Source organism: Streptomyces sp. NPDC002669, assembly GCF_042889165.1.
Classification (GTDB): domain Bacteria; phylum Actinomycetota; class Actinomycetes; order Streptomycetales; family Streptomycetaceae; genus Streptomyces.
The window spans coordinates 127,930-141,333 of sequence record NZ_JBIAQQ010000012.1; the positions used below are offsets into that span (position 1 = coordinate 127,930).

Genomic DNA, 13,404 nt, shown 5'->3' on the forward strand with positions numbered 1-13,404 from the left:
AAGTGTGCGCCGCCGGTCCCAGCGGCGACGCACGGAGAGGCCGCCGGCCTGGCCATGGCACCGGCTGCGCTCCGCGGCTGTACTGCCACGGGGCGTGCAGTTTTTTTGGGACAGTAGCGAGCGGGTCCGCTCAGCGGAAGACCTCGTCCAGAATCCGGGCGCCGCCGGGAGCGGTGCCGGGGCGCCGGAGAATAACCGCCGGTCAGCGCGGCGCCGACCGATAAGCGAACATCTACGCGCGTCCTGGTCGGTCGACGCCTCCGGCCGCCCTCCATGCACCACGGGTGAATCGGCGTCAACCCACGGTGAACGACTGCTGAATAATTTTTCCGTTCACGAGCACCTCGCAGGCCCTGATCGCCCTCGTCGCCGGGTCCCGGACGGTGAAGTCGAGGGCGAACGTCCCGTCGAGCCCGACGACCCGGGTGACGTACGGGTCCGAGGTCTGCTTCCCGTCCGCGGTGCGGCCGGTCACCGAGACCGTGGCGACGGGGGCGAAGCCCCGACCGGTCACCTGGACCGCGGTGCCGACGGGCCCTTCGGGCGGCGAGAGCGCGAAGGCCGGTCCGGCGGGCACGGTGCCGTCCTGGACGGTGAACGCCGCCGTCTCGGTGCGCGGGTTGACGAGGACCTCCCGGACCCGGATCGCGACGGTGTCCGCGGCGTCGACCCTGAAGGTCTGCGAGAACGCCCCGTCCAGCCCGACCACCTTCGTCCGCACCGGGTCCGAGGTCTGCGAGCCGTCGGCCCGCAGTCCGGCGATGGACACGGTGGCGACCTTCGCGAAGCCCTGCCCGACGACGGTGACGGCGGTGCCCCGGGGCCCGGCGGACGGGCTGAGGACGACGAAGGACGGGGCCACGGTCAGCGGGGTGAGGGCCTGCGCTCCCCCGGCGGTGACCTTGAGCGCGTACACGGCGCGCGGGGTGGAGCCGGCCACGGTGACGGTGCCGGCGAGTGCCCCGTCGGTACCGATCCGAAGGGTGGAGCCGGTGATCCGGGCGCCGTCGCAGGCGCTTCCGTCGGCGGCGCAGAGTTCGGCCGCGGGGGTGGTGCCGGTCGGCCAGTCACCGCCGGAGAGGGCGATCGTGCCGCCCGGCTTCACCTTCGCCGCGCCCGCGGAGAGGGTCGCGGAGGCCTCGGTCACGGTGAACGGCGTGGTCAGCACGGTGGCCGGGTCGTTGCCCTCGTCCACCTGGATCGCGGTGATGGCCGGATCGGAGACGGTGAAGTCGGCGCCGAACGTTCCGTCGGGGGCGCTCTTCACGTAGACGGCGGTGTCGTCGAGGGTCGCCCCGTTCGCGTCCAGGCCGACGGTGTTGATCCACCGGTCCTGGAAGTAGTTGCTGCCGGTGACCCGCACGACGCTGCCGACCGGCGCGCCGGAGCGGGAGAGCGCGATGGCCCGCGGTCCGGTGGGGACGAACGCCCGCACGGTCAGGGGCGCGGTCGCCTCCTTGGTGCCGTCGCCGACCTTCACGAGGTACGAGCCGTCGGGCACGGCGCCCGCGGCGGCGAGCACCGCGCTGCCGGTCAGCTCTCCCGAGCCGCTGATCGCGAGGGTGTGGGAGGCGAACTTTCCGGGGTCGCAGCCGCCGCCGTCCGCCGCGCACAGCGAGGGGACGGGGGTGGCCCCGGCGGTCCACAGGCTGCCGGTCAGGGCGACGGCGGTGGACGGCCGTACGGGGGTGGCGGGCGCGGACAGGGTGGCCGGGTGGCCCGCGGTGCCCTCGGCGGTCACGGTGCCGATGGAGCCGCCGCCGCTCACCACGTCGCACGGGGTCTCGTAGGTGGAGCCGAGCACCTTGGTGCGCGTCAGGTTGCGCACCGGCGTGAAGGTGATCGGGCCGCTCGCGTCGGCCGGGATGAGGAAGTCCCCCTCGTACGGCGGGATCTCGATCGGTTTGCCGGAGGGGATGTCGAGGTTGATCTGGGGGCCGGTGACGGTGACGGTGCCGGTGGCGCCGCCGGACATGACGAGGTCGATGCTGGGGGTGGTGGGCACGTCGTTCAGGCTGAGCCCGCTGGTGGCGGGGGACGGGCCGAGCGCGACCTTGGCGTGGACCTTGCCGCCCGGATCGACGATCGACGGCGAGAGGTCGACGCTCATCTCCTGCGGCCCGGTCGCCTCGCCCTGCCCGGCGGGCAGGGAGCAGTGGACGGTCGGGGTGACGGTGCCGGCCAGGGCGGCGGGGGCGAGGGCGAAGGTTCCGCCGGTCCAGACGAGCACGGCGCCCGCGGTGAGGGCGACGGCACGGCGTAACACCGCACCCGGTCTTTCGGTTCTCCTTGTTCTCCGGACGGGCATGTTGCTCCTCCATGGGTGTCGTCGGGCGTCGTGTACGGGTGTCGCGGGCGGTTCCCGTCCGCAGATGTCGCGTGCGGTTCCCGTCCGCGGCCGTGGGAATTTCTTCGGATGCGGAATGGCGGTGCCCGCCCGCTCCGATGAGTCGGGGAGCGGGCGGGCACCTCGGGCTTTCCCTTTTCGTACTCGGATTTCCCGGAAATCCCGGACCGGAGATCGAGGACCTGAGATCGGGGATCGGGGATCGGGGGTCGGGGGTCGGAGAGGGCAGGGAGATCAGAGAAGCGTGAGGGTCAGGGTGGCGCCGTAATCTCCGGGGCGGGTGAATCCGGGAAGGGTGAGCGTGAGATCGGCGTCGGCGTCGAACCGGCCGCCGGTGAACGGGCGGGAGCCGTCCGGCCCCATCCGGCACAGGCTCGCCGCCTCGCTGCCGAGCGCGGTGGGCGACCCGGCCACCGGCACCCCCACGCTTCCGTTCTGCGCCGCGCACCTGGGCGTCCACCGCACGGACCCGGCCGGGACGGTGTTCCCGCCGGCGCCGGTGAAGTCGGTGAGGGTGGCGGTGAGGGACCAGCCGCTGTTGACGCCGCGGGCGTCCGACACCTCGACCCGGTTGAGCCGGGAGCGCTGCACACCGCTGCCGGTGCCCAGGACCGTCGTGCCGAAGTCGACGGTGTCGCCGTCCTGGACCATGGACAGCGTCCCGGCCCGGACCGAGGTGCTCAGCCTCTGGTCGGCGCTCGTCCCGTCCCCTCCCCCGCCCGTGGAGACGGTGAACGGGGCGGTCCGCACGGTCGCCGGATCGTTGCCCTCGTCGGCCTGGACCGCGGTGACGGCGTCGGAGATCACGGTGAACTCCACGGCGAAGGTGCCGTCCGGTCCGCTCTTGACGTAGACCGCGCTGTCGTCGATCCCGGTGCCCGTCGCGTCGAGGCCGATGACGTTGATCCAGCGGTCCGGGTTGTAGTTCCGGCCGCTGACCGTGATCACGCTGCCGACGGGGCCGCTGTCCCGCGAGAGCGAGATCTCGCGGTCACCGGACGCGACGGCCTCGACGGTGAGCGGTGCGGTCGCCTCCTTCGTGCCGTCGTTGACCTTCACCTCGTACGGGCCGTTCGGCACCGCGCCGGCCTCCGCGAGGGTCGCGGTGCCGTGCAGCGTCCCGTAGCCGTCGATGGTGAGGCCGTTCTCCTTGAACTTCAGCGGATCGCAGCCGCCACCGCCCACCGCGCACAGCGAGGGCACCGGTGTGCCGCCCGGGGTCCAGCCCGAACCGCCCAGCGCCACAGGGGTGTTGGGGCGTACGGGGTCGGCGGGGGCGGTCAGGGTGGCCGGCTCGGAACCGGTGCCCTCCACCATGACGGTGCCGACGGAGCCGCCGCCGTCGATGACGTCGCAGGGCGTCTCGAAGACCGAGCCGAGCACCTTGGTCTGCGTCAGCGTGCGGAGCGGGGCGAACGAGACGGCCCCGGAGGCGTTCGCCGGGACCAGGAAGTCGCCTTCATAGGGCGGCAGTTCGATGGGCTTCCCGGCCGGGATGTCCATCGTGAACTCGGCGCCCCGCACGGTGACGGTGCCGCTCGCCCCGCCGGACATCGCGAGGTCGAGGCTGGGAACGGTCGGCACGTCCTCCAGGGCGAGGGCGCTGGTGGCGGGGGACGGGCCGAGGGTCACCTTCGCGTGCACCTTGCCGCCCGGGGCGACGACCGCGGGCGACAGTTCGACGGTCATCTCCTGCGGCCCGGTCGCCTCGCCCTGCCCCGCGGGCAGGACGCAGTGGACGGTCGGGGCGACCGTGCCCGCGGACCGCTGCCCGGCCGCCGGCCCCGCGGACGGCGCGGCCGTGGCCCCGACGCAGCTCAGCGAGAGTACGAAGCAGGCGGCGAGCAGCCCGGTCGTACCTGGTCTTCGTCGTCGGATCACCAGACACCCCTCCATGGCCCATTGATTGCGCACATTGAGGAGGCCGCATGCGGAGAAGTCAAGAGAGAACCAATTGATCCTTGACCGGCCTCCCCCGGCCGGATGATCCTTTCCCGGAAATGCCCAAAAGGCATTTCGGAGGGCACTCCGAGTACACCCGACAAAATCTCTTGACTTCTTTGATGATCATGGTTTCACTGCACCCGACATGCCGGGCCCGGCACGCAGTTCCGCAAGAAGATCGCACGGCACGATTTCGGTTCTTCTTCGGCGGAACCGCGGAATTCAGAAACCGGAAGGAGTTCCCCCGTCATGTCGATCACTTCAGCACGGTCCCGGACCGTGCGGTCGGCGGGCCCGCGCCCGTCGTACCGAAGACACCTCCCGCCGGCGCTGGTGGCGGCCTGCGGCCTGGTCGGCGCGCTCGCCCTGGCGCCGACGGCCCAGGCGGTGACCCCGCTCACCGCGACGGCCACGTACAACTGCGGCGCCTGGGGCAGCGGCCTGGCCACCCTGACCGCCGCCGACTCGGGCACGTCCAAGACCATCAAGATCACCTCCACGGCGATCACCATGCCGCCCGGGACCAGCGCCGATCCGAACAGCATCACGACGACGCTCAAGCTCACCAAGACCTCGGGCGGCGTCACCAGTCAGGTGCAGTTCTCCGGGAAGACCAACCCGGGCATGAGCGGCGGCAACCCGATCACCCTGGGCCCGCTGAAGCTCACCTCCGGCACCCTGGCGGCGGGTGACAGCACGAACTCCGTGGTGCTTCCCGCCCCGCCGAGCGCCACCAGCTGGTCCCTGCAGATCGTGGCGTCGTCCCCGACGTCGGCCACGGTCCCGTGCGTGGCCACGTCCAACCAGTCCGCGGCGTTCGTCTGGTAGACGCCCCGCCCGGCAGGACCGCTCCGCCGCCCCCGGCCGACCTCCCGATCCGCACCACCGGCCCGTCCGCACCGGCGGCCCGTCCGCACCGAGAACGCCCGTACCGACGAACGCCCCGCCCCGGCACCCCCGCACCGCCGACACCGGCCCGCACCGCCGAACGCCCCTGCCGACGAGCGCCCCGCACCGAGAACGCCTGCGCCGAGAACCTCCGTACCGACGACACCGGCCCGGGGCAGGACCGCCGTCCCCGCCCCGGGCCGGTGCCCGTACGCCAGTGCCCCGCTACCTCATCCGGGTGGCCCACTCCTGGACCTTCTGGATCCGCTGCTGGATCTGGCCGGCCGTCGCCTCCGCGCTGGGCGGCCCGCCGCACACCCGCCGCAGCTCGGTGTGGATCACCCCGTGCGGCTTCCCGCTCTGGTGCGTGTACGCCGACACCATCGTGTTGAGCTGCTTGCGCAGCCCCAGCAGCTGCTTGTGCGTGACCACCGGCCGCGCCTCGGCCGGCTTCTCCAGCAGGTCGGCCTCCCCGGCCGGCTTCTGGCGGCTGTGCGCGATCTGCCGGGTCTGCCGCTTCTGGAGCAGCAGCTGCACCTGGTCGGGTTCGAGCAGTCCGGGAATCCCCAGGTAGTCCTGCTCCTCCTCGCTGCCCGGGTGCGCCTGCATGCCGAATTCGGCACCGTCGTACAGCACCCGGTCGAAGACCGCGTCGGATTCGAGGGCCTCGAAGGGCAGCTGCTCCTCGGTCTCCTCGTCCTCCAGCTTCTCGGCGTCGGCGAGGAGCTTGTCCTCCTCCGCGAACGGGTTCTCCTCGTCGCTGCCCTTCTTGGGCTTGTCGAGGGCGTGGTCCCGTTCGACCTCCATCTCGTTGGCGAAGTCGAGCAGCATCGGGATGGTCGGCAGGAAGACCGAGGCCGTCTCGCCGCGCCTGCGCGAGCGTACGAAACGCCCGACGGCCTGGGCGAAGAAGAGCGGCGTGGAGATCGTGGTGGCGTACACGCCCACGGCGAGGCGCGGCACGTCGACGCCCTCCGACACCATGCGCACCGCGACCATCCAGCGGGAGTCGTCCCCGCTGAACTGGTCGATCTTCTTCGACGCGGCCTTCTCGTCGGAGAGGACGACGGTGGCCTTCTCCCCGGTGACCCGCTTCAGGATCTTGGCGTACTCGCGCGCCGATTCCTGGTCGGTGGCGATGACGAGGCCGCCCGCGTCCGGGATGCCCTTGCGCACCTCGGTCAGCCGCCGGTCGGCGGCGGCCAGCACATTGGGGATCCACTCCCCGGTGGGCGCCAGGGCGGTGCGCCATGCCTGTCCGATGGCGTCCTTGGTCATCGGCTCGCCGAGCCGGGCGGCGACCTCGTCACCGGCCTTGGTGCGCCAGCGCATGTTGCCGCTGTAGCTGAGGAAGATCACGGGCCGGACGACGCCGTCGGCGAGCGCGTTGCCGTAGCCGTAGGTGTAGTCGGCCGAGGAGCGCCGGATGCCCTCGTTGTCCTCCTCGTACGCGACGAAGGGGATCGGGTTGGTGTCGGACCGGAACGGCGTTCCGGTGAGCGCGAGCCGCCGGGTGGCCGGGTCGAACGCCTCCTGGCACGCCTCGCCCCAGGACTTGGAGTCACCGGCGTGGTGGATCTCGTCGAGGATCACCAGGGTCTTGCGCTGCTCGCAGCGGTTGCGGTGCAGCATCGGGCGGACGCCGACACCGGCGTAGGTCACCGCGACGCCGTCGTACTCCTTGCTCAACGGACCGGCACTGTAGTCGGGGTCGAGCTTGATGCCTATCCGGGCCGCCGCCTCGGCCCACTGCTTCTTCAGGTGTTCGGTCGGTGCGACGACGGTGACCTGCTGCACGACGTGGTGGTGCAGCAGCCATGAGGCGAGGGTCAGCGCGAAGGTGGTCTTCCCCGCGCCGGGGGTGGCGACCGCGAGGAAGTCGCGCGGCTGCTCCTGGATGTACTTCTCCATGGCGCCCTGCTGCCAGGCTCGCAGCTTGCCGGCCGTGCCCCAGGGGGCTCGGCCGGGGAAGGCGGGTGAGAGGTGGTGGGAGGCGGTAGTAGTCACGGTCTCCGGTTCGGGTCTCTCGGGTACGTGGGGCGCTGTCCGGCCGGGCCGGAACCGGCCCGCACGCGATACGACAACCGGGCCACCCTACCGGGGCGCGGCGCGGAACCCGCCTCGAACTACGCCGCCCCGCACGGAATTGCGATGGCTCTCACACCTCGTCGACGACGAGCTCGCACAGCCCCCGGGAGATGTCCTCCATCTCGTCCGTGTCCCCCGTCGCCACCGCGATGACCAGGCGTTCCGCGGCATCGATGTCCGGACGCAGATCGATCCCGTTCATCGCCAGGAAGGTCACGCACGACAGCCAGGCCGTGCGTTTGTTCCCGTCGAAGAACGGGTGATTGATCGCCAAGGACTGCAGGAGCGCGGCAGCCTTGTCGATCAGGTCCGGGTAGGCCTCCTCTCCGAACATGGCAGCGGACGGGCGGTGCGCCGCCGATTCGAGGAGCCCGGCGTCACGCACGACGACATGCATGTCCGAACAGGCGTACTCGGCAACGACCAGGGCGTCCTCCCAAAACGGCACCAACGGGTGGGGCCGGATTGGTACCGGCTAACGTGCCCGCACCCGGGCCGCCACCCACGCCCCCACCAGCGCCACCCCCGCCATCGGCAGGAAGACCACCGCGAACGCCCCCGGGTGCGAGCCGGAGGCCCCCGCCTCCACCGCCCCGTGCACGGCGCCCACCGCGCCGCCGCCGAGCGCCGCGAAGGCCGCTCCGCCCGCGGCGAGCAGCAGCACGTTCGACAGCCCGTCGGAGATCTGGAGGGCGGCCGAGTTCGCCCCCGCCTCCTCCGGCGCCGACAGCTTCAGCAGCAGCACGCTCGTCGAGGCGATCACCATGCCCATGCCGAAACATCCGAAGGCCCAGGCCACGGCCACGGTCCAGACCGGGACCCGGTCGACCAGCACGGACGGCGCGGCCGCTATCGCCGCGGCGACCAGCACCATGCCGCCCACCATCAGGCGCTCCCGGTACGGTTCCAGGCGCGGCCGGGACTGCACGTACGAACCCAGCGCCCAGGTCCCGCCCCCGGCCGCGAGCGAGAAACCGGCCATCGTGGGGCTGAGCCCGCGCTGGGTCACCAGCATCAGCGGTACGAACGACTCGGCGGCGATGAACGACCCGGCCGCCACCCCGCGCAGCAGCACCACCGCGGGCAGCCCGCGCGCCGCCCGGATCGTTCCCGGGGGCAGCAGTCCGCGCACCGCCGGGACGAGCAGCGCGAAGCCGGCGGCGACCGGCAGCAGCGCGAACCAGTTCCGCTGCTGGCCGGCGTACTGGAGCAGCGCCGCGCCCGCCGAGATCCCGAGCGCGAGCAGGATGCGCCGCCGGTCGTACGGCTCGACGGGTGCCGAGGGGTCGGCCGGACCGGAGGCCCGCCGCCGGATCGCGGGCAGCGCGAGGGCCAGCGGGAACACCACGAGGGCGGGGATGCCGACGAAGACCCAGCGCCACCCCAGGTGCTCGGTGACGCTTCCGGCGGCGAGCGGCCCGACGACGGACGGGATCACCCAGCTCGCGGCGAAGGCGGCCAGGATCGCCGGCTGCAGGCGCTCCGGGTACGCCCGGCTGATCACCACGTACAGCGCCACGATCACCAGGCCGCCGCCGAGCCCCTGGACGGCCCGGCCCGCGACGAAGACCCACATGCTCCCGGCGGTGCCGCAGAGCAGCAGGCCCGCCACGAACGAGCTCATTCCGGCGGCGAGCGGCCCCAGCGGGCCGCGCCGGTCCGCCCACTGGCCGGAGAGCACCATGGCGAAGAGGCTGGTCGTGAAGTACGCCGAGAACGCGTACGCGTACAGCGGGATGCCGTGCAGCTCACGGGCGGCGACCGGCATCGCGGTGCCCACGGCGGTCGCCTCGAAGGCGATCAGGAACACGACGGAGACGATGCCGATGCTGAGTGCCCGGTAGGTCCGCCCGAGCACCCCTTCGGTCCCGGTGGGCGGAGCGGTCTTCGCCATGTCGGCCCGGGAACCCGTACCGGGGGTCGCGGCCGTGTCTATGTGGCTACCGGCGTCGCTGCCGGCGTCTCGGGGGTCCAGGGCACTCATGAGCCCAAGAGTAAGGTGCAAGACCCCGGGTGAACCCTGTCGTGAGACGGTCCCCCGGTCCGCCCTTGGTCGTAGGACCGCCCGGCCGATCGTGAACGCCGCATGGCAGTCGTGTTGCGCCCCGCCCCTTTCCCTTGAGCCGCATGAGCACCGGGTCCTACGGTCGGACCACGACGAGAAACACCTGGCCGTGTGCCCGAGTGGTTGAGGGGCTCGACTGCAAATCGAGTTACACCGGTTCGAATCCGGTCACGGCCTCGGAGAAACGCGGAACGGCCGCCCCCATGACTCAGGGGGCGGCCGTTCCGCACGTTCGGGAGCCGGGCCGCCACCCTCGCCCGCTACTGCCGGAGCGGCTGCTTCGGCGTGAGCACGGGCTTCTCGGGGAGCCCGCCATTGTTCTCGCACTGCAACTTCTTTGCCAAGAACAGGGATGCCGCATGCAGCATCGTCAGGCTGACCTCCCTGGGGTCGGACGCCCTCTGCCCACGGTCCTCCGGGCGGCCAAGGCTCCCTTGTATGCGCATCGGACGCGCCTTCGACCCCTTGAACTGAGGACTCACGCACTCGAAGTAGAGGGCAGCGGATTCAGGAGTCGCCTCGGCCTGTTTTCCCATCGCGTAGAGCCGCCCTCCCTCCGGGAGCCGGAAGTCGCCCACGTCCTGCGGCGCATACATGTAGAAGGTGATTCCTGCCCGATCTTTTCTCCCGCCGCCTTCCGGAGTCAGTCGGCACAGGGTGTCGCCCCTGGCCCAGCGGTGGCCGGACTCGTATCCGGTCTTGAGTGCGTCGACGACCTGGTCCAACCTCTTTGGATCGGTCCAGTGGAACGAAGACGTGCCCATGGCGGACTCGACCGTCTTCGCCAGCCGCCCCTTGAACACACCGTGGCACGCCTCCTCCGTCCCGACGTACTCCGGCGTTTCCTCTGCCTCTCCGCACCCGGTCGCCGCCGCGCCGAGGGCCATGACCAACCCGACAACACCCAGCGCCCGCCTCACGCGCACCGCTCCCACAGTTCTCGTCTCCGCACCCCGCCCCGCACCATTCACCGGCTCAGTCATCGGTCTCCGAATCATTGCCCTGCTGGTTCTCACGGTCATTCCCCGTTGCGTACCCGACCCTCATCGATTCCTTCAGGTCCTGACGGAATACGGCATCGACAGAATCCTCATGGCGCTTCAGGAAACCCTCCATGGGCGCCTTCGCCATGGACTCACCGGCCTGGAAAACGCTGGTCTTCTCCTCGCGAGTGAGCTCTTCGACTTCTTTCTTGTGCTCATCCACGGACTTTTCCGAGACGTCTCCGATAAACTGGCCAATGACATGCTCCACGGCACCGACGACCGTGTCGCTTCCCAGCGTGATGAGGGTTGCCGCCGTCCCTGCCGCCGCGATCGGCGGCAGAAAAGCGACCCCGGCAGCGACCCCCACGCCGGCTCCGAACTCGATCCACCCCGACCTCGCCGCCACTGCCTTCTCGTAATCTTCTTGCGCCTTCATGTGCGATGCCACGACCTGATCCGCACGTGACTGGTCGAGCATGCCCTGCACCTCGGCACCCGTGCCGACCACTGCCCGCGCATCACCGGTTTTGATCTCACCCTCCGGCGTCACCTGACGTTCCAGCATGCCGGCGCTGTAGATCTGCTCGGCGCTGGAGACAGTCGCGTAAGCGTCAGGGTGCTGACCCAAGGTGCTCAGGAATTGGCGAGCGGCTCTCATGCCGTTGTCTTTGTCGCCTTCACCGTTCTCACTGGAGAAGTCGAGGTGGCCTTCCGGGTTCTTCCTCGGAGCGAAGACACTGCCGGATTCGTTCCCTTCCAGCGACCAGTTGATGTCGTCGATGTAGCCGGCACCCATGACTCCCAGGCTGTCGGACATCGCTTCCTGCTTCTTGAGCAAGCCCGCGTCCGCACCATACTTCTCCATGACGTCCCGCATGACAGCGGCGTTTCCCGCGTCCCGCACGACGCCGGCATTCGGGCTGTCATACGGATATCCGAGCGTCGCCGCCTCCAACGCGTGCCCGAGCGCGTCCGGCATGTATCCGGATGCCTCCTTCTTGTCTCCGGGGTCCCCCATGTCGATGTCCGGGAAGGACTTCCACTTCTCGTCCCCGAAGAAGTCGAGATAATTCGTGACCGAATAGCCCTCCTTGTCCCTGCCGAGGTCCGCCGTCGCATCCTTGTCGACCGTGCCGTCCTCGTTGTAGGCGGTCGGGTCGTCCGTGAAGAAGTGCTTGGCGGCGTCCGGGCTGTGCCCCAGCGCCTCCAGCATGGCGGTGGTCGGGTCGTAGCCGGCGCCGTTGAGGCCGGAGGGGTTGAACGGGTTCTTGGCCAGACCGTTCATCACGTTGTTCTCGTTGAACCTGAGCGGGTCCTTCTGGTGCAGCTGGGCCACGTGCTCGGCGATCGGGTTGAGGAAATTCGCGTCGTAGTTCCCGTACCGCATGATGCCGCCGAGCAGCTGATAGCCGAACGGTCCTCCGCTGGGGTCGTACCTGCCTGCACCGGGCTCGTACGGCATGACGGAGATGCGCTCCGTACCGAGCTTGCGCAGGGTGGGGCCCCAGTCGGCGGTGAACTCCTTGTCCCGGGAGGCGTTCGCCAGGTTGAGGCCGAGATTCCGCTGGAGGTCCTGGACGTCCTTGAGCCGCTCCTTGTCGAGCTTTCCGTCCTCGTACGTGTCCGTCGAGAGCTGCCCGAAGAACGCGAGCGCCCCCTCCGGCTTGAGCTTCTCGTAGAAACCCTTCGAGAACTCCTCCGATCCGCTGTTGTCCTTCAGCAGCTCGTTGAGGGCCTGGAGCTCCTTGTGCGTGAGATCGCGCCCCTTGGCGGCCAGTCGGGCGGCTCGGGCCGCCTCCTCCTGGTCCGTCTTCGTGTACTTGGGGGCCGCGAAGTCCTTGCGGCCGGTGACGTTGGCTTCGAGGGAGTTCTTGAGGGACACGTCGGTGTCGTTGCAGTTGTCGACGATGAGGTCGACCCTCTTCTGCCACGACTCGACGTTCTTCCTCTCCCGCTGGAGCATCGCGGGGTAGTCGGGATCGTGCCCGGCCGCCGGGGACTCCGCCACCGGGTGCCGCGCGGTGACCTTGCCCTTGTCGTCCACCGTGATACCGGCTGCGGGCCCTTCGTGGTCCCGGATGTCGATCAGGGCGTCCTTGGCCTTCTTGAAGGCCGCGTGCCCCTCTTCGAGGATCGCCTTCACACCCCTGGCCTCGGCTGCGGCGTCCGAGAACTCCTTGGCCGTCTTGGTGACGAACGCCTTGGTGACGCCCGCGTTGAGGCCCTGCCAGTCCGCCTTGTCCGACTTGACCTTCATTCCGTTGGCGGCGTCGTCGGCAAGCCTGTCCAGGTCGCCCGCCATCCTGGCCCAGTCGTCGGCCGCGGCCTTCAGCTTCCCCACCGGGGCGCCGACGATGTCCTCGTACTTCAGCATGCGCGTACTCCCCCGCCTTCTGCTCCTACTTCAGGTACTCCGTGAGCTTGGAGATCGGCGCCAGATCCCCCTCGACCTTCGCTTCGTCCTTCGCGTGCTGGGCCTTGGTGTAATCCAGGTGGTTCGAGATGTGCGCGAGGGAATCCAGCAGCGTCGTCAGCTGGGTCTTCCAGAAATCGTGCACCTTGAGCACCGCCGAACCGCTCGCGAAGTTGCCGTTGGTCAGCGCGGTCGCCGCGTCGAAGGTGGCGGGGCGGGCGCGATCGCCCTCCCTCGACAACCGGGTCCTCAGTTCGTGGGCGTCGTTCCCGATGGCGCCGAGGGAGTCCCGGTTGACCACCAGGTCGGGGGCACCGCTCCCGCCGCCCTCGGCCGGAGCGCTGTTGATCCGCATGGCGCTCCGCCGCGCGGCCGCCTCGTCACGGAGTTCCGCCCACTCCTCGTCGAACGACATGAACTCCCCCGGAATTTTTGTCAGTTGAGCGCCCCGGTCAAGGGGCTCCCGCCTCGGTCACCGTATCGGCCTCCCCTCCGTCGGGGCCGGGCGCGCGGGGGCCACTGTCCGGAATCCGGGGAATTCGATGCGCACATGTCCGAAAAGAAATGCCCGGTGGCGGGGGGGGGGGGGGGGGGGGGGGGGGGGGGGGGGGGGGGGGGCGGGCCGCGCGGGGGGCGGGGCGGCGGGGGGCGGGGGGGGGGGGGGGGGACGGGG

The 13,404-nt window shown here is 70.4% G+C and carries 9 protein-coding genes and 1 tRNA gene; 2 read left to right on the plus strand and 8 right to left on the minus strand.

Going from position 1 to position 13,404, the window contains the following annotated elements:
• Positions 1-295: 295 nt before the first annotated feature.
• Positions 296-2,266 (minus strand): hypothetical protein, encoded by a 1,971-nt coding sequence (locus ACFYW1_RS19865; RefSeq protein ID WP_388994355.1) that lies wholly within the window; start codon positions 2,264-2,266, stop codon positions 296-298.
• A 315-nt stretch (positions 2,267-2,581) separates the two neighbouring features.
• On the minus strand, positions 2,582-4,228 hold the full coding sequence (locus ACFYW1_RS19870) for a hypothetical protein (RefSeq protein WP_388994358.1): 1,647 nt from the start codon (positions 4,226-4,228) through the stop codon (positions 2,582-2,584).
• A 312-nt stretch (positions 4,229-4,540) separates the two neighbouring features.
• Between ACFYW1_RS19870 and ACFYW1_RS19875 the strand changes: the two genes are divergently transcribed.
• On the plus strand, positions 4,541-5,119 hold the full coding sequence (locus tag ACFYW1_RS19875; RefSeq protein ID WP_388994361.1) for a hypothetical protein: 579 nt from the start codon (positions 4,541-4,543) through the stop codon (positions 5,117-5,119).
• 285 nt (positions 5,120-5,404) lie between these two features.
• Here ACFYW1_RS19875 and ACFYW1_RS19880 read toward each other — a convergent pair whose 3' ends face one another.
• The 3 genes from ACFYW1_RS19880 to ACFYW1_RS19890 all read right to left on the minus strand — a co-directional run bounded on the left by ACFYW1_RS19880 (position 5,405) and on the right by ACFYW1_RS19890 (position 9,161).
• Positions 5,405-7,186, minus strand: coding sequence for a DEAD/DEAH box helicase (locus ACFYW1_RS19880; RefSeq protein ID WP_388994364.1), 1,782 nt, complete (start codon positions 7,184-7,186; stop codon positions 5,405-5,407).
• A 151-nt stretch (positions 7,187-7,337) separates the two neighbouring features.
• On the minus strand, positions 7,338-7,664 hold the full coding sequence (locus ACFYW1_RS19885) for a type II toxin-antitoxin system death-on-curing family toxin (protein ID WP_388994576.1): 327 nt from the start codon (positions 7,662-7,664) through the stop codon (positions 7,338-7,340).
• A 78-nt stretch (positions 7,665-7,742) separates the two neighbouring features.
• Positions 7,743-9,161 carry an MFS transporter gene (locus ACFYW1_RS19890; protein WP_388994579.1) on the minus strand — a complete coding sequence of 473 codons (1,419 nt, stop codon included), beginning with the start codon at positions 9,159-9,161 and terminating at the stop codon, positions 7,743-7,745.
• A gap of 276 nt (positions 9,162-9,437) precedes the next feature.
• Here ACFYW1_RS19890 and ACFYW1_RS19895 point away from each other — a divergent pair.
• Positions 9,438-9,509, plus strand: a tRNA-Cys gene (locus ACFYW1_RS19895).
• Positions 9,510-9,592: 83 nt separating this feature from the next.
• On the opposite strand, the gene ACFYW1_RS19900 is transcribed toward ACFYW1_RS19895, so the two are convergent.
• From ACFYW1_RS19900 to ACFYW1_RS19910, 3 genes are read right to left on the minus strand one after another with little or no spacing between them, the layout of a single operon-like run.
• On the minus strand, positions 9,593-10,315 hold the full coding sequence (locus ACFYW1_RS19900; RefSeq protein ID WP_388994367.1) for a hypothetical protein: 723 nt from the start codon (positions 10,313-10,315) through the stop codon (positions 9,593-9,595).
• Entirely contained in the window at positions 10,308-12,692 is a 2,385-nt protein-coding gene (locus ACFYW1_RS19905; protein WP_388994370.1) for a hypothetical protein, read from the minus strand. The genes ACFYW1_RS19900 and ACFYW1_RS19905 overlap by 8 nt, the downstream gene beginning before the upstream one ends.
• A gap of 25 nt (positions 12,693-12,717) precedes the next feature.
• Complete coding sequence (locus ACFYW1_RS19910) at positions 12,718-13,146, minus strand: hypothetical protein (RefSeq protein WP_388994373.1); 429 nt, start codon at positions 13,144-13,146, stop codon at positions 12,718-12,720.
• Between the last annotated feature and the right edge of the window lie 258 nt (positions 13,147-13,404).

Coding starts and splice junctions, on each gene's coding strand:
- ACFYW1_RS19875 (WP_388994361.1), top strand. CDS start 4,541: ATGTCGATCACTTCAGCACGGTCCCGGACCGTGCGGTCGGCGGGCCCG.
- ACFYW1_RS19885 (WP_388994576.1), bottom strand. CDS start 7,664: ATGCATGTCGTCGTGCGTGACGCCGGGCTCCTCGAATCGGCGGCGCAC.
- ACFYW1_RS19890 (WP_388994579.1), bottom strand. CDS start 9,161: ATGGCGAAGACCGCTCCGCCCACCGGGACCGAAGGGGTGCTCGGGCGG.
- ACFYW1_RS19900 (WP_388994367.1), bottom strand. CDS start 10,315: ATGACTGAGCCGGTGAATGGTGCGGGGCGGGGTGCGGAGACGAGAACT.
- ACFYW1_RS19905 (WP_388994370.1), bottom strand. CDS start 12,692: ATGCTGAAGTACGAGGACATCGTCGGCGCCCCGGTGGGGAAGCTGAAG.
- ACFYW1_RS19910 (WP_388994373.1), bottom strand. CDS start 13,146: ATGTCGTTCGACGAGGAGTGGGCGGAACTCCGTGACGAGGCGGCCGCG.